Raw genomic sequence first — 15,989 nt, 5'->3', positions numbered from 1 at the left:
TGCTTATAAAGTGTTTCAAAGCACACTACTCGGGACTTTGCGCTTTATGCTAGTTTCGATATACAATGGTCAGATAGAATTAATTTACCAATTGTCTCTTCTTTTTAGGTAAGCAACAGGCAAACAAGGGCTGTAAATATGAAGACTCGTCGTCTCTTCTGGAGCATAGTTGAAAAACTTGAAGCGCTAATCGACCAAGGAATTTATCCTGAAGGTAGCCGCTTACCCGCAGAAAGGGAACTCGCGGAGACGTATAACGTTAGTCGCCCTACTATCCGTGAAGCCATTATCGCGCTGGAAGTACGAGAGCGTGTAGAAGTAAAAACCGGTTCTGGTGTATACGTCTTGCATCAGAAAAAACAAGGCCAAGCAACCAAGCCAATCAGCGCATTTGAGCTTACCCAGGCGCGCGCGCTTGTTGAAGGTGAAGCTGCTGCGCTTGCTGCCGCAACTATTTCAGATGAAGAGTTAGAAGCGCTAAAACAAACCTTAGTTGAGATGCAGACTCCTCAAAAAGCCGACGAGGCAGACCAGCGCTTCCATCAGATTATTTCTCAAGCGACACGAAATAACGCCATTATGCTTTCAGTTGAAAATTTATGGGAATTGCGAAGAACTGTCCCTCAGGTTATATCTGCCTACAGCGATGTGTGCTCACAAGGTGAAGAGCAAAGGCTGAGAGAACATACGCTTATCTATGATGCTATTGCTAGTAAGGATACCGCAGGCGCAAGGCGAGCAATGCATCAGCACTTTAATCGCCTTATCAACGCGCTTTTCGATGCGAGTGAGGCAAAAGCGTTAGAAGAGATAAAACGTAAAACTGATGAAACCCGTGGGCTCTACTCTATCGCTCATCTAAGACAGTAGTTACGACTACGTACATTTCTTATTACAAAATAAAACAGGCTTCTTATTTCTAAGAAGCCTGTTTGCTTTGTAGGGTACTCTTGAGAGTAACTGTTTTTATTATCTTTGCTTCAAAGCGCAAAACAAAAACTGCGGTTTGCTATTAAGTTTACACTCTTCAACATGCCGATTTTCGCATAAGCGCATAGATAAGCTAGTCCACACTCTGCTTAAACAAGCAGCAGAAAACAAATCCATATTACAATTCGGTCTTACCAGATGTCAACCAATTATTATTACCAATAATTGGGAGGATTTAATTTTTCTATCTAGTCGACAAAATTCATTCGGTAGGAATATCATCTTTGCTTGAGTATTTAACTGCCACAAAAACAAAAAAATCTTCTATTTCAATACAATAAAGTCAACCCATATCGATTAGTATATATCTGAAAGGTTATATCGAGTTAAATCCATCCTCTATTCGCTGTAAAAACAGCCGAAATCTGTATGACCAGTGATGAATAAACAATCGACATATGTTGATTCGGTGAAAAAAGCTTTACCCTAGTTGATAATAAAGATAAAAAGCGCGCAGGGATTCCACGCTCATTAAGCAACACCCGCACTTACGTTGCGCGGTAATTAAATTAAGTAGAACACATGAATGTTGATAGTTTAACCCAGCACTTCGAAGAGAAATTGGCGTTAGTCAAAGCGTCAGTAATGTCTGATAGCTTTATTATCCAGCTTACAACTATCGCGGTAATATACTGCGTAGCGTTTTTACTTGCCAAGCAGGTAAAAAAGCCTTTTAAGTTTACTCGAGAAAAGCCACAGCAAGGCGCACATACCATGCACGGCTTTCTATATAATCTTGGCGAGGCACTGTTTCCACTTATCACTATAAGCTTATTAAAGCTTACCACTGTGTTAGGTGCGCAATTCCAGTTCGACGCATGGCTACTGGAAATTGCAGTGGTCGTAGCGCTTATGCTGTTCGTAAACTCTTTAATCATAGGCTTCGTTGAAAATAAAACCATCGCTGCGTTTATGCGTTGGATAGGCCTCCCTATCCTGTTTTTACATCTTATAGACGTGCTTCCCCTCATTACTTCAGCTTTAGAGTCGATAGCAATATCAGTGGGTAATGTTGAAATTTCTGCGTATGGCGTAACAAGAGTCTTATTGTTTGGTGGTTTGCTGTTCTGGCTCGGTCGCAGCTCTAATGCGATAGGGCAAGATATTATTCGAAACCACAAATCGCTTGATGTATCTACCAAGGAAGTGTTCGCCAAACTGTTTGAAGTAGCTCTGTTCTGTATTGTGTTTCTTCTATTACTTAACGTTATGGGCATTAACCTTACCGCATTAGCCGTTTTCGGCGGAGCCTTGGGTGTGGGTTTAGGCCTAGGCTTGCAGTCTATTGCTTCAAACTTTATCTCCGGCATTATTATTCTGTTGGATAAATCGTTGACCGTTGGCGATTTCGTTGAATTGGAAGACGGGCAAAAAGGTATCGTTAGAGAGTTTAAGATGCGCTATGCCGTGTTAGAAACCTATGACGGCAAGGACATCCTAGTCCCAAACGAGAAGTTTATCAGTTCTTTGCTGATAAACTGGACGCATAAAGATCCTAAGCAGCGTTACCGTATCGATTTTTCGGTGGCCTACAAAACAGATATACGCGCAATGGTAGAAATCATTAAGGAAGCGGTATCAGAGCACCCGCAAGTTATCAGTGGCGACAATATCCCTTTTGAAGAACTACCAGACTGTGAAATAGACAGTTTTGGTGACTCTGGCGTAAACATGTTTGTCGAGTTTTGGATGGAAGGTGTAGACGATGGCAAGAACCGCGTGGGGGGTGATTTGCTGCTTACTGTCTTTGAAACACTACGTGAGCACGATATTGAGATCCCTTTCCCTCAACGAGAAGTTCGGGTTATCAACGAGCAAAGTATGAATATCAGAAATACCACGCCATAGCGCTTAAAGCGTATATTAAGGTGTGCATATTAAAACCGTACCTTCGCGCTGGTTAGAACCTGGCGCGAAGGGTATCCCACTGCCACTCCTGAGCAAACAGGCCTAGCGTGTTAACAAACTTTTTATAGTCTTCTTTACCCATTGCAGACGCCACCGTTTTCAACTGAGATTTCGCCTTTATAGCTTTAACCTGAAGCAACTCTAACCGTTTATCGGCTTTTGAATCGAAGTTTTCACTAATAATAGCGTTCGCTTTATCGGTAGCCTCCCATGCGGAGATCACATAACCCACCAGCTTAATGTAAACCCTGACCATACCCTTTCTTTCGAAAACGTCCTCGAACATAGAGCCAAATAACAATTTATGAAAGCTTGCTTCTGTCTCAAAGGCAACAAATGACTCTGCGTTTTTGAGTTCTTCTAACACATTACGCAGAAGTTTTATGTGAGCGGCGGAATTAATAGCATTGTCATTTAATGCATTAATATCCTCACTTAGCATTTCTAAGTTTACCAAGGTTCGTTGAAGGCTAGCCATCGCGATATTTGTCTGATGAGGCGTAAAGTAAAGATTCAGTGTATCGAAATAAAGAAAGCTTTGCGACGCTCCCAAGGCCATTTTAGCTACATTAACAATTTATAAAGTACTTTGAGTTCAGCATAGAAAAAGGGCGCCGAAGCGCCCTTTTAAACTTTGATACTATCGCTAACAAGTTCGCGATAGCAGACTCGCCTTATCTATTTACCTAGGCTGGCATTTAGGTCATGACGTAAGTCAAAGCGGTCTAGCGTCATCACTTTAGTCCATGCATCCACAAAGTCTTCAACAAAACGTTTCTTCGCATTGTCGTAAGCATAAACTTCGGCTACGGCACGCAACTCACTGTTCGAACCAAAGATGAGGTCTACAGGTGTACCTGTGTACATAACTTCACCTGTGCTTCTATTCACGCCTTCATATACCGATGGATTGTCAGTTTTTCTCCACTTAACGCCCATATCAAGTAGCGTCACAAAGAAATCATTGTTAAGCGTGCCTACTTCGTCAGTAAATACACCGTGTTTGACATCGCCTACGTTAGCCCCTAATGAACGTAACCCACCTAATAATACGGTCATTTCAGGTACCGTCAGGTTTAGTTGATCAGCTTTGTCTACCAACATGTCAGTTGGCGAACGATAGCTACCTTCAGCGTTGTAGTAGTTTCTGAACGCATCAGCTGTCGGCTCTAGCAAAGAGAAAGAGTTAACGTCTGTCTGCTCTTGAGTTGCATCTGTACGACCTGGTACTACTGGTACAGTTACTTCAACACCGGCGTCAGCCGCTGCTTTTTCGATAGCTGCAGCACCACCAATAACAATCAAATCGGCAAGTGACACTTTCTTCTTAGAGAACATGCGCTCGTTGTAGCCTTCCTGTAGTTCTTTAAGCTTAGACACTACCGCTTTCACTGTTTCTGGCTCGTTAGCTTCCCAGCTCATTTGAGGCTCTAGCGTGATACGGGCGCCATTTGCACCACCACGTAGGTCTGAAGCACGGAAACTTGCCGCCGCTGCCCACGCTGTTTTTACAAGCTGCTGAACCGTAAGTCCACTATCTAAAATGTCTGCTTTAAGCTTGTTAACGTCTTTAGCAGAAATCATTTTGTAATCAGCTTTAGGCACAGGATCTTGCCAGATAAAGTTTTCTTCCGGGATATCGTTACCTAGGTAACGTGCTTTTGGCCCCATATCACGGTGTGTTAGCTTAAACCATGCTTTAGCGAATGCCGTTTGATACTCTTTAGGGTCAGCCAAAAAGCGTTCGGCAATTTTGCGATACTCAGGGTCATACTTAAGCGCAAGGTCCGCTGTAGTCATTACAGGAGGGTTTTTCTTACCTTCCACGTGTGCATCTGGCACTGACTTGTGAAGTGATTCATCAGTAGGGACCCACTGAATGGCACCGGCTGGACTGCGCGTTTGCTTCCACTCAAAACCAAGTAGGTTTTGAAGGTATAAGCTTGTCCATTTAGTCGGCAACTGTGTCCACGCCCCTTCTAAACCACTGGTTACTGTGTCTTCAGCATTACCCTTACCACAGTTATTTTTCCAGCCTAGACCTTGCTCTTCTACGCCTGCGCCGCCAGGCTCAGCTTCTAAACAGTCAGCAGGTTTGTGCGCACCGTGCATTTTACCGAATGTATGACCACCAGCAATTAGCGCTACAGTCTCTTCATCGTTCATCGCCATGCGACCAAATGCAGTACGAATGTTTTTCGCTGATCCCATTGGATCAGGTACACCTTTAGGACCTTCAGGGTTAACATATATTAGGCCCATGTGCGTGGCACCAAGTGGACGCTGAAGCTTGCCGTCGCGCTCTTCACGGTCACTAGCTAGCATTTCTACTTCCGGTCCCCAGTACACCATATCTGGTTCCCAGTCGTCAGTACGACCACCTGCAAAACCATAGGTATCAAAGCCCATGTTTTCCATGCCTACTGTTCCGGCAAGGATCATTAAGTCGCCCCAAGATAAACTTTCACCGTACTTTTGCTTAATTGGCCAAAGTAGGCGACGTGCCTTGTCTAAGTTGCCGTTGTCAGGCCAGCTGTTAAGCGGGTCAAAACGCATTTGACCACCATCACCGCCGCCGCGACCATCTAATGTACGGTAGGTACCAGCGCTGTGCCATGAAAGACGGATAAAGAAAGGACCGTAGTTGCCAAAGTCTGCAGGCCACCAGTCTTGAGATGTGGTAAGCAGTTCGTTTACGTCTTTTTTGACTTCATCAAGGTCAAGTTTTGCAAACGCTTTAGCGTAGCTAAAATCCTCACCTAACGGGTTAGAACGGTTGTCATGATCTCGAAGTGGTGAGAGGTCGAGTTGGTCGGGCCACCAAAACTGATTCGTCTTCGCTTGGAAAGCTTTAGTCATCCCTGTGCCTTTAGCACCAGCGGGCTTACTTATCTGATCATTGGCAATAGCACCTGACGCGCCTAGCGAAAGCGCCACTAGCGCCGATAACGTAGTTTTTTTAAACCTATTTAAAGTCATGGTCTTTTCCCATCTGAGTTTGTTTTAGTTATCACGTGATAGACACTTCTAAGCGCCACCACTTGTTAACATTTTGTTTACCTCATAAGCCGTTAAAAGATAGACACGCTTACGCAATATTTACAGTTGATAAAATGAATTCAAATGATTGGAAAATCTAATCAAAATAAACTTGTTTAATTTCAGCAACTTAATAAAATTCTCGATTATCAGCGCCATCACTGTCTAAAATATAGTCGATGCATTTCTACCCGCAACGCATATTTATGAATCTCTTTCAGACGCTAGGAAAAATTTTCTTACGGTGTTTGCCCGTAGTTTTTACTACAAATCGAAAATGCCTAAATAACAAACAATTATGTGGCCACATCTGTAAATTTTGCTCTAGTTTGAAATGAATACTGAAATTTCTACCATGGCACAGCAGTTGAAACAGAAAGTGTGTAATCAGGACACGTCGGCTTCAAGTGAGAAGTCGATGATTTATTAAGAAGTAATGAGGATGAACTTATGAAAAACACACTTAAAACACTTTCTGGACTTGCTGCTGTTGCCTCTATTAGTGCGATGGCATCGTTCGGCGCACACGCTCAGTCCAATCAAATTGAAGCAAAAGACAGTGGTTTTTATGTAGGTGGTAATTACGGTTACCTGCGCGTTGAAGGCGAAGATGATTTCGATGACGACAAAGACGTATGGCAAGGTCTTGTAGGCTACAAGTTTAACGAATGGGTCGCTATTGAAGGTGGCTATATCGATTTTGGTGATTACGGTAACGACATCGCAGGTGCTGAAACAGATGGTTATACAGCCGCTATTAAAGGTATCCTTCCGCTAACCGAACGCTTCTCTCTTTATGCTAAAGCAGGTCAGCTATGGTCTGAAACAGAATACAACTTTGCGGGTGTTTCTCGTGACAACGATGACGAAAGTCTTTTCGTGGGTGCAGGTCTAAGCTATGCAGTTACTAGCAACTTCCTAGTAAACGCCGAGTACACTGTATACGACACAGAACTAGATGCAGACGAAGCGTTTGATGATATTGATGACACAGACTTTGAAACTGATCTTAAACAAGCAAGCATCGGTGTAGAATACCGTTTTTAATTACTTGCAGCGTTACAGTTTTAACTTGAATTGATGTGAATAAAAAGCCTTCGTCGTACGACGAAGGCTTTTTAATTAACCGTCTATGCGCTGAATAAGTTGCGCTAACTCTTCTATCTTAGATACCGTCGTTTTTACAAGGTTATCAATTTCATTTGACGATGATTGTGAGTTGCCCGCAAGCGTTCTTACCTCATCAGCAACGACAGCAAACCCTCGCCCCATTTCTCCTGCTCTGGCCGCCTCAATAGCTGCATTTAACGCTAACAGGTTAGTCTGTTCGGAAATGGAGTTAATTGTGCCAACAATATTACTAATAGTTTGACTGGTTACCAATAGCTCTTTCATTGCTTCTTGCGTATCGTTCACGGCTTGCTTTCTAGACGTAACATTAATAGCGAAAAATACGTAGCGCGTTACTTGCCCATTGAAATTTTTGAGCGCACTTATTCGAGCATCAAAGGCTAGGTAATTATCCCCAAGATCCAATTCGATAATTTTTGAAACGAATCCTGACGTTTCTAATGTCGATTTGTCCTCTGCACTTAACCCCCCCATAACCTCATCAGCAAATGCCTTTGTATTCATTACACCATTCAAGGTTTCGCGCAATAATTTGTTTGCCTCGATGATTTTTCCGTTAGGCTCCATTTCAAGCAAGACAAGTGCACTGCCGATGGCTTTTAATTTATTTGTAAAGTCTAGCGCCATCTGTTTAACACGGGTAATATCAGCCTGAACTGCGATAAAGTTAACTAAGTTGCCCTCTTTGAAAACAGGGTTTATTGAAAGTGAAGTCCAATAGGGAGAACCATCTTTGCGGTAGTTGAGGATTTCGTCATAAAACGCTTCGCAGTTTTTGATTTTCTGTCGGATAACACTAACGGTCCGCTGATCCGTCTCTTCGCCTTGTAAGAATGAGCCCGGCTTTTTACCTTTAACTTCTTCAAGCTGCCAGCCCGTTAGCCGGTAAAATCCATTATTCACATATTCTATTAATCCGTTGGCGTCGGAGATAATCACCGCGTTATCCGTTTCGTTAGCAACAAGAGAAAGCATTCTCTGCATCTCTCGCTGTTCGACCTCTTCGGTAACATCCTTTATAAAGGCCGTATAAAGTGTTCTATCAGCGAGTCTTACTTTCGATAACGAGAGCCTTCCCCACAAGCTTTTTCCGTCTTTTCTCTCGACTTTTACTTCGCGGCTCGTGCCGACAATCTTATCTTGACCAGTTTCTCTATTTGCGTTCACATAATTGTCGTGGTTCGCCTGTATCGCCTGGGGAACAAGCATCTTTACATTTTGGCCAATAACTTCATGTCGCCCGTACCCCCAAAGCTTTTCAGCCGATGCGTTAAATAGAGTGACATTATTGTTCTCATCTATACACACTACTGCATCTAACGCTTGCTCTAGGGTTTGCTCCACAATTTCACGAGATTCACGCTCTTCTGTAACATCGCGTACAAACGCCGTGTAATGCTTTTTGCCTTGCACAACGACTTGTGACAAGGCGAGTTGAACCCAAATTCGCTCACCGTTTTTGGTTTCCAGTTCAACCTCTCGTGAACTTCCAACAATCTTATTTACGTTGGTTTGTCTGTGTGAGTTGACGTAGCTATCGTGATTCGCTTTGTGTTCCTGAGGTACAAGTATTTTTATATTCTTTCCCATTACCTCGCTAGGCGTATAACCCCATAGTTTTTGAGCTGCGTCATTATAAAACGTGATGTTATTTTTCTCATCAATAGTCACGACCGCGAGTATCGACTGTTCTAGTGCCTGCTTAGATGCGTTTTCTTTGGAAAAAAACTTCATTGCCCCTAACCTTTTATATAACCCTAAAGTTATATAGAAGACATTACGACCTTTTGCCAATACTAAACATGAAACGCGTTCTATCGTGAAAAAATTACACAAACTAGACCATGAAAAATACACACAACTTTCTTTAAAAGTAAATTAAACATTTAAATCAACCACTTAAAACAAGGAAATTCATCAAGTATTGAGGTACGGATTCTGCAACAACACGTGAATAGATAGATTTAATATAATAGGTAAGGAACCATGCAATCAGGTAAGAGTGTTTTTCAACGAGGTCAAAACTGTTGGGTAGAGAGCAAAGCTCGCTTCTCTACTCCTCTGATAGATTGCGGAAACTATTACAAAGCCTTGCATAGCTCAATTGTTAAAGCAAAGCACAGCATTTTTATTGTTGGTTGGGATATTGATAGTCGTATCCGCTTGTTACGAGGTGATGATGAAGCCTCTAGCGAAGCGCCTAGTGTTATCAGTGACTTGCTTAAATGGAAAGCTGAGCAAAACCCAGACATCAAAATTTACTTACTGCGCTGGGATTCTTCTTTGGCCTTCTTCGCTCAACGTGAAATGTGGGCAAAAGAAGTGTGGGAAGAGAAAACGCCTGACAATGTTCAAACAGAGCTAGACGATACCATTCCAATGGGCGGCAGCCAGCATCAAAAAATTGTAGTTATTGATGACGAACTTGTTTTTTCAGGCGGTATGGATGTTTCGACTAACCGTTGGGATACCCGAGACCATCCCGTGGTCTCCGAGGAAAGAGATGGTCCCGATGGCGAGTATGGCCCGTTACACGATGTTCAAATGGTTTCAAGCGGGCCTGTTGTTGCTGATTTTGCACAACTTGTAAGGTGGAGATGGCAGCGAGTAGCTGAAGACACTCCTATTAATATTCGTGAAGATGCGCGTAATGGTGAGAATGCGCCTTTGCCTGAAGCATGGCCAGAAGACTACCCTCCACTTTTTGAAAACGTAGAGTGTGCACTTGCTCGAACCATCCCTTTTATGGATGAAGCAGAGCCAGCACAAGAAGTACGTCATATGCTGCTCGACCTAATTGGCGAAGCAGAATCGGTTATTTATATCGAAAATCAGTTCACGACCCGTCAAGAAATCGCTGAAGCGCTTAATAAACAACTTAAGTTAAAGCCAAATCTTTCCGTTGTTATTGTTAGTTCTTACGAACCCAAAGGTAAGTTTGAGTGTGAGGCATTTTGGGCTAGCCGTATTGAGTTCAAGGCGATTTTGGAAAAAGGTATAGACCCCAGACGAGTAAAACTGACTTACTCTTCAATAGAAGACATGCAGGGGCGAAAAGCATACAAACGCATTCACTCTAAGGTGATGACCATTGATAACAAGTACCTTGTTATTGGGTCTTCAAACCTAAGTAACCGTTCAATGACCCTCGACACTGAAATTGATACGGTTTTGTTCGGCAATAGTAAAGATAACCAAGCATGTATAGAGCAAGTGAGAAACGACCTACTTGCTGAGCATACAGGTCGTGATATAGATGCGATGCCGGAGATATTTAACAGCCAGTACCCTGTAGAAGCATTGATGCAAGATCAAATAGCACATGGTTACGTGCTTACCGAAGTTCGCGACGAAGTATTTACAGAGCACTCGGTTAAAAATGTATTTCGCGCCTTATCAGACCCAGAAGAACCGCTTATTTCAGTACCTACATTTGATGGTGACGCGCTACCCGCTCGTAACCCTAAGCGACGCAGCATAATGATTTTAATTGGCATTGCCATTATTGCAGTACTTGGCGGGCTGATGTTTTGGGCTAGCCAGTCAATCCCATGGTTAAGTTCAGAAAGCATCAACGCCTTTTTAGAAAAAAGTAGAGGCACTTATTTTGCCCTTCCAACTGTTTTGCTCGTGTATGTAGTTGGCGGCGTTTTGTTCTTCCCTGTGACTGTACTATCTCTGGCAGTAGCCGCTATCTTTGGCCCAATTTGGGGGCCTATTTACGGCATCATGGGAGCACTAATGAGTTCAGCAATTATGTTTGGTATCGGCAAGTTATCGGGTAACGCAGGACTTAGAAAGATTGGTGGGCCAAAGGTTGCCGCAGTTGATGAAAAGCTGAAACGCAGTGGTGTAGTTGGCGTAGCAGCCATACGAATGTTGCCGATTGCACCATTTAGTTTGGTAAATTTGGTCGCGGGCATTTCATCTATAGGCATTTTTCAATTTTTGGTAGGTACGTTTTTAGGCATGTTCCCTCCAATGATAGCCAAAGGCCTTGTTGGCGATTCTATTGCGCAAATTTGGCAGGATCCATCTGTTAAAACTATTAGTTACCTAGTGGGAGGCATCATTTTATGGGGCTTAATGATTTGGGGGTCGCAAAAATTCGCGCGCTACTACCAAGCTCGAAAAGAGGGTAATACCGACACGGAAGAAGACAGTAACAACTGTAAGGATGAGTCTGAAAAATGTGCCGCATAGTAACCTACAATATCCATAGCGGAGTTGGCAGGGATAAGAAGCACGACTACAAACGTATCGGGCAGTTTCTTGCGAACAGCGGTGCTGACGTAGTTTTGCTTCAAGAAATGGATACGCGCCCTCCCGAACGAGATACAGCGCAAGATGTAAAAGACATCTGCGCTGGTAATACGTTTAAATTAATTCCCTCCCCAGCAATTAGAGAATCTGATGGGTGGTACGGCAATGCAATTTTGACCCGTTTTGATGTGTTGGAGCACGACACCATAGATGTGAGTCAAACAGGACGACAGCCAAGAAATGTGCAGATTGTTGAATTAAAAACTGAGAAAACGCCTCTGACGGTGGTGAATACCCACAAAGGTCTCAAGAAACTTGAGCGTCGTTCGCAGTTTTCTCTGCTCCATGAACATCTGTCGCGGCGTTTAAAAGATAAACAAACTCCGCTATTTTTAGCGGGTGATTTTAATGAATGGCAATTTTTTTCAAAGGCCTTTAAGGCTTTAAATGATTTGCTATTGCAGCAAAAAATTGGTGCCACGTTTCCTAGCAACTTTCCCATATTTTCTCTCGACCGCGTATGGGTGACAGAAGATATTAAAGTAAGGTCGTGCAGGAAAATTAAGAACGAAAAAACTAAGGTTCTATCTGATCATTTACCCGTATTGGTAGATATTGTTCTACCTGAAGCGTAAGTAAAAATGCTATTTCCATTAAACGAAAAGTGGGATTTTTACGATTACGCTGATTTCGCTACAAAGGATGATGCCGCAAACTCTAAGGTACCACACCAATGTTTGAGCGCATTCTCCTTAGCTACCACTTTTCGAATGATATCGATAATTTGCTGATATTCGTGCGTAGCTTTTCTCTGTTTGTTTGTAGCAGCTAGCACAGTTCGATGCATTTCAGGCTGGGTGATTTTTAGGGTAGAGACCAGCCCTGATTCTCTTAAATGAAAAATAGCTGAAGTGGGCAATATCATTACCCCCTCCCCTTGCATTACTTGCCTTAGCCCTGTCATTAACTGCCCAGAATATGCAAGATCATGCTTAAGGCTCACTCCTGTAGCTTTCTCGTAATCAGCAATAAGCTGACCGAGTGCATCTTTGTTTCCAGGCGATAAAAGAGGTAGTTCACTTATTTCCCAGAATTTTATCGTTGATTTATCTTTAAGCTTGGCGTATTCGGGATAAGCTGGGGAACCAGTAAAAACGAGATGTAGCTCTTCTTGAATAAGAGGGGTCACGCTCATAAATTTAGGTTCTATCGCCTGCTGGTAAGTTAAAGCAATATCTACCTGTTTTGATTCGAGCCAATCGTTGATGGTGTATGAAGGCCCAGTGCTGATCTCTACTTTCAACGCTTTATGGTTACTCGTTATTTCAGTTAACAACGGCAGGGAAAGTACGTTGCCAATTGACGGAAGCATTCCTATTTTTATGACTTTTTGCTGTTCTCCCTGAAATGCTTGCAACGCTGATTTCACGTTGTCAATTTCACCCATTATTTTCTCTGCGTGTTTGTAAAATACTTCTCCAGCGGGCGTTAAGCTTATACCCGAAAAACTTCGTTCTAGCAGCGTTGCTTTGACTTCTCGCTCCAAGCTTGCGAGTTGCTGACTAATAGCAGGCTGAGCGATATCTAAGGCTCTTGCCGCCGCAGCAATACTGCCTCGCTGTACTGTGGTTATAAAGTAATGTAGCTGTTTAGAGTGCACTTAACCCCCTTTTGGAAGGCAATAGAGAATAGCCCAGCGTAACTGCATCTGAAGTCAGCAAGGTATATGCCATTCCAATAGGTTATATGAAGCAAAAATGTAAATAAAAGCGCCCACAGACGGGTTAAAAAAATCTCACATTAGATGCTACTTAAGTCTAATATCAAGAAAACCGTGAGTTTCCGAAGGGGTCAATATTTTTCTTATACCCCTGAATATTCTTCTTTCTTCCACCAGCGGCAAAGAGTTTTTAGCCTAGTCCCTGTACACGAGTTACACAATAACAATTACAAGATGTGTATGCATCAATGTGGTGCTCGTGCGTGCCTAGAAAGAGTGCAGATCAAATTAATCCGCATTCATAAATTAAGTAGCAATAAGCACGATTGGGAACACTAATGAATCAAAAGAAACTCCACACTGCAGTACGTTACGCACTTACCGGATTAACCCTTTTTACTACCTCAATGCTCGTACAGGCGCAAGAAGCCAGCGAGGAAACTACAGAAGCTAAAGATTTAGAGCGTATAGCCGTTGTAGGCGCTCGTGGTGCGCCGCGCTCAGTAACAAGTTCGCCCGTTCCCGTTGACGTGTTAACCGCAGAAGACGTTGAAGCCGTTGCGTTTACCGACATGAACAACGTTCTAATGACCCTTGTACCTTCCTACTCTGTTGGCAGACAGCCTATTTCAGACGGCGGCACCTTTATTCGTCCTGCCACGCTTCGAGGCATGCCTACAGACAAGACTTTGGTTTTGGTGAACTCAAAACGCCGTCACAGAGCAGCGCTTGTTTCAATCGGTGGCTCTGGTACTCAAGGTCCAGATATCGCAACTATTCCTACAGCAGCAATCCAAAGTGTTGAGGTGTTGCGAGACGGTGCCGCAGCTCAGTATGGCTCGGATGCCATCGCGGGGGTAATTAACTTCCAACTTAAAAACAATACCGAAGGCGGCTCTTTCACCATCGATTACGGTAGCTACTTTGAAGGTGATGGCGACCAGATTACCGTTACAGGAAACAAAGGTTTCGCCCTTGGTGACGATGGCTTTTTCAGCATTTCAGCTGAATATTCAGATAGTGAAGCGACCTATAGAGGCGAACAATATTGTGAACCCTGGTTTTGCGTAGACGAGCAATCTGCCGAGTATATCGCTGATGCTACCGCTATGGCCAACAGTGTGCATGGTTCTGACGTAGTACAACCTTGGGGGCAACCTAATACCAGCGGTAAACGCGTCTTTTTCAACGCGGGGTACGCACTAAGCGCTGAAGCGGAGTTATACGCTTTTGGTAACTATTCTGAAAGTGAAGGCGACGGGTCTTTTTACTATCGCTATCCAGGCAACGGGACTATTGAAGATATCCGCCTTGAAGACGGTTCTATTTGGAATCCTACAGAGTTTTTCCCTGGCGGGTTTACACCGCGTTTCTTTGGTGATGTCACTGATTATTCAATGGTGGGTGGCATAAAGGGTATGTCTGGCGACCTTACCTACGATATCAGTGGACGTTATGGCAACAACGAAATTTCTTACACGCTAGCAAATACCATTAACCCTTCTCTGGGCAATGAGTCGCCTACGTCATTTGAGCCAGGCGACCTTACTAACGAAGAAACTCAAATCCAAGCTGACTTTACCTACGACCTGAGTGAGTACGTACTCGCTTTTGGCGCTAGCTACCTAGATGAGTCTTATGAAATATCTGAAGGAGAGGAAAGCTCTTATTTTGCAGGCCCTTACGCTACCTCTGACCCGTATGGTTTCTGTGACGGAGCTACCGCTACCGCCGAAGGGCTCGCTGTTATCGCAAACGGCTCGACATTAAATTGTGCTGACCCAGATGATGCTGTTTATACAGTCGTTGGCGTTGGCTCTAACGGATTCCCAGGTTACTCACCTGACTATTCAGGTTCATACGAACGCGACTCTTATGCAGTGTACACAGATATTTCGGGAGACATTACTGACGAGCTATTTGCCCAAGCAGCATTGCGCTATGAGGACTATTCAGACTTTGGCTCTGAGGTAGTGTACAAAGTCGCGGCGTTCTATCAATTAAATGATGATGTAGGCTTTAGATCTTCATTTGGTACAGGCTTCAGAGCGCCAACCCCAGGTCAGCAGGGTACCACTAATGTATCGACTCGCTTACCTGATGGCTTCCCTGTAGCTACAGGCTTATTCCCTGCAGGCGGTGAAGTTGCGCAGGCACTTGGTGCAGAAGAGCTTTCACCAGAAAAGTCGACCAACTTCACGTTAGGTATGACGGCTAATTATGGTGACTTAACCCTTACCGTAGACTATTACAATATCAAATTAGAGGACCGCCTTTACTCTGTTTCCACACGTGATGTTTCAACAACGGTGGTCACCGACCCAGATGCTGATGGTTATGATGCTTACCAGAATTACTTAGCCCTTGCTGGAGCAAACGTGTCGGGCGCTGAGTCAATCGGTGGTGTTTTCTTCTTCCAAAACGCATTCGATACTGTAACAGAAGGCTTGGATGTCGTAGCTACCTACAAGATGGAATCCAAGTATGGCTCAACCGTTTTAACCGGCTCGGTTAACTATAATAAAACTGAGTTTGACTCTGACCCCAGCGAATATCTGGATGCAGAAGATCAGTTCGATTTTGAAAATAGCCGACCTGAAATGCGCGGTGTGTTCTCAGTCACACATAGTTATGACGTTTGGTCTGCGGTAGCTCGACTTAGCTATTTCGGCGAATACGAAAACGCGGGTAGCGATGATGGTGTAGATCCAACAAGCATTCAAACCTTCGGCGACGAATTTATGTTTGATATCGAAGGCTCTTACTTAATTAGCGAAAACCTTACTCTTTCAGTCGGTGTTAGAAATCTATTTGATAACTACCCAGACCTGAGTACTAACGGTGACGCTTGCTGTGGCGAGCTGTATGACTCTGGATCGATAGTCGACTGGCAGGGTGGGTACTATTACACACGCCTAGCCGCTCGCTTCTAACCGGG

10 protein-coding genes are annotated in these 15,989 nt (G+C 43.7%); 6 read left to right on the top strand and 4 right to left on the bottom strand.

What is annotated here, in order from left to right:
- Positions 1-138: 138 nt before the first annotated feature.
- Together ACXACS_RS05335 and ACXACS_RS05330 are read left to right on the top strand one after the other, a co-directional pair.
- Positions 139-870 (top strand): FadR/GntR family transcriptional regulator, encoded by a 732-nt coding sequence (locus ACXACS_RS05335; protein WP_179984532.1) that lies wholly within the window; start codon positions 139-141, stop codon positions 868-870.
- A gap of 642 nt (positions 871-1,512) precedes the next feature.
- Entirely contained in the window at positions 1,513-2,838 is a 1,326-nt protein-coding gene (locus ACXACS_RS05330; protein ID WP_474804900.1) for a mechanosensitive ion channel family protein, read from the top strand.
- A gap of 52 nt (positions 2,839-2,890) precedes the next feature.
- On the opposite strand, the gene ACXACS_RS05325 is transcribed toward ACXACS_RS05330, so the two are convergent.
- Together ACXACS_RS05325 and katG are read right to left on the bottom strand one after the other, a co-directional pair.
- Positions 2,891-3,457, bottom strand: a complete 567-nt coding sequence (locus ACXACS_RS05325; protein WP_474804898.1) for a hypothetical protein — start codon at positions 3,455-3,457, stop codon at positions 2,891-2,893.
- A gap of 119 nt (positions 3,458-3,576) precedes the next feature.
- On the bottom strand, positions 3,577-5,877 hold the full coding sequence (katG, locus tag ACXACS_RS05320; RefSeq protein WP_474804896.1) for a catalase/peroxidase HPI: 2,301 nt from the start codon (positions 5,875-5,877) through the stop codon (positions 3,577-3,579).
- Positions 5,878-6,387: 510 nt separating this feature from the next.
- Between katG and ACXACS_RS05315 the strand changes: the two genes are divergently transcribed.
- Positions 6,388-6,984: a porin family protein gene (locus tag ACXACS_RS05315; protein WP_474804894.1), complete on the top strand. Its 597-nt coding sequence runs from the start codon at positions 6,388-6,390 to the stop codon at positions 6,982-6,984.
- Between the two features lie 75 nt (positions 6,985-7,059).
- Here the strand turns inward: ACXACS_RS05315 and ACXACS_RS05310 are convergent, their stop codons facing one another.
- On the bottom strand, positions 7,060-8,802 hold the full coding sequence (locus ACXACS_RS05310) for a PAS domain S-box protein (protein WP_474804892.1): 1,743 nt from the start codon (positions 8,800-8,802) through the stop codon (positions 7,060-7,062).
- Positions 8,803-9,054: 252 nt separating this feature from the next.
- Between ACXACS_RS05310 and ACXACS_RS05305 the strand changes: the two genes are divergently transcribed.
- Together ACXACS_RS05305 and ACXACS_RS05300 are read left to right on the top strand one after the other, a co-directional pair.
- Complete coding sequence (locus tag ACXACS_RS05305) at positions 9,055-11,271, top strand: VTT domain-containing protein (RefSeq protein WP_474804890.1); 2,217 nt, start codon at positions 9,055-9,057, stop codon at positions 11,269-11,271.
- Positions 11,259-11,966 carry an endonuclease/exonuclease/phosphatase family protein gene (locus ACXACS_RS05300; protein ID WP_474804888.1) on the top strand — a complete coding sequence of 236 codons (708 nt, stop codon included), beginning with the start codon at positions 11,259-11,261 and terminating at the stop codon, positions 11,964-11,966. Before ACXACS_RS05305 ends, ACXACS_RS05300 begins: the two co-directional genes overlap by 13 nt.
- Before the next feature lie 44 nt (positions 11,967-12,010).
- On the opposite strand, the gene ACXACS_RS05295 is transcribed toward ACXACS_RS05300, so the two are convergent.
- Positions 12,011-12,991, bottom strand: a complete 981-nt coding sequence (locus ACXACS_RS05295) for a LysR family transcriptional regulator (protein ID WP_474804887.1) — start codon at positions 12,989-12,991, stop codon at positions 12,011-12,013.
- Positions 12,992-13,389: 398 nt separating this feature from the next.
- Here ACXACS_RS05295 and ACXACS_RS05290 point away from each other — a divergent pair, with 398 nt between their 5' ends.
- Positions 13,390-15,984, top strand: coding sequence for a TonB-dependent receptor plug domain-containing protein (locus tag ACXACS_RS05290; protein ID WP_474804886.1), 2,595 nt, complete (start codon positions 13,390-13,392; stop codon positions 15,982-15,984).
- Positions 15,985-15,989: the final 5 nt, after the last annotated feature.

The sequence above is a fragment of the Alteromonas sp. AWM4_230 genome (assembly GCF_056158305.1).
Note: the sequence above shows the minus strand (reverse complement) of the source record. Positions and strands in the feature narration are given on the sequence as shown.

What these genes read in the sequence shown, in the direction of transcription:
- ACXACS_RS05335 (WP_179984532.1), top strand. Translation starts at nt 139, where the DNA reads ATGAAGACTCGTCGTCTCTTCTGGAGCATAGTTGAAAAACTTGAAGCG.
- ACXACS_RS05330 (WP_474804900.1), top strand. Translation starts at nt 1,513, where the DNA reads ATGAATGTTGATAGTTTAACCCAGCACTTCGAAGAGAAATTGGCGTTA.
- ACXACS_RS05325 (WP_474804898.1), bottom strand. Translation starts at nt 3,457, where the DNA reads ATGGCCTTGGGAGCGTCGCAAAGCTTTCTTTATTTCGATACACTGAAT.
- katG (WP_474804896.1), bottom strand. Translation starts at nt 5,877, where the DNA reads ATGACTTTAAATAGGTTTAAAAAAACTACGTTATCGGCGCTAGTGGCG.
- ACXACS_RS05315 (WP_474804894.1), top strand. Translation starts at nt 6,388, where the DNA reads ATGAAAAACACACTTAAAACACTTTCTGGACTTGCTGCTGTTGCCTCT.
- ACXACS_RS05310 (WP_474804892.1), bottom strand. Translation starts at nt 8,802, where the DNA reads ATGAAGTTTTTTTCCAAAGAAAACGCATCTAAGCAGGCACTAGAACAG.
- ACXACS_RS05305 (WP_474804890.1), top strand. Translation starts at nt 9,055, where the DNA reads ATGCAATCAGGTAAGAGTGTTTTTCAACGAGGTCAAAACTGTTGGGTA.
- ACXACS_RS05300 (WP_474804888.1), top strand. Translation starts at nt 11,259, where the DNA reads ATGTGCCGCATAGTAACCTACAATATCCATAGCGGAGTTGGCAGGGAT.
- ACXACS_RS05290 (WP_474804886.1), top strand. Translation starts at nt 13,390, where the DNA reads ATGAATCAAAAGAAACTCCACACTGCAGTACGTTACGCACTTACCGGA.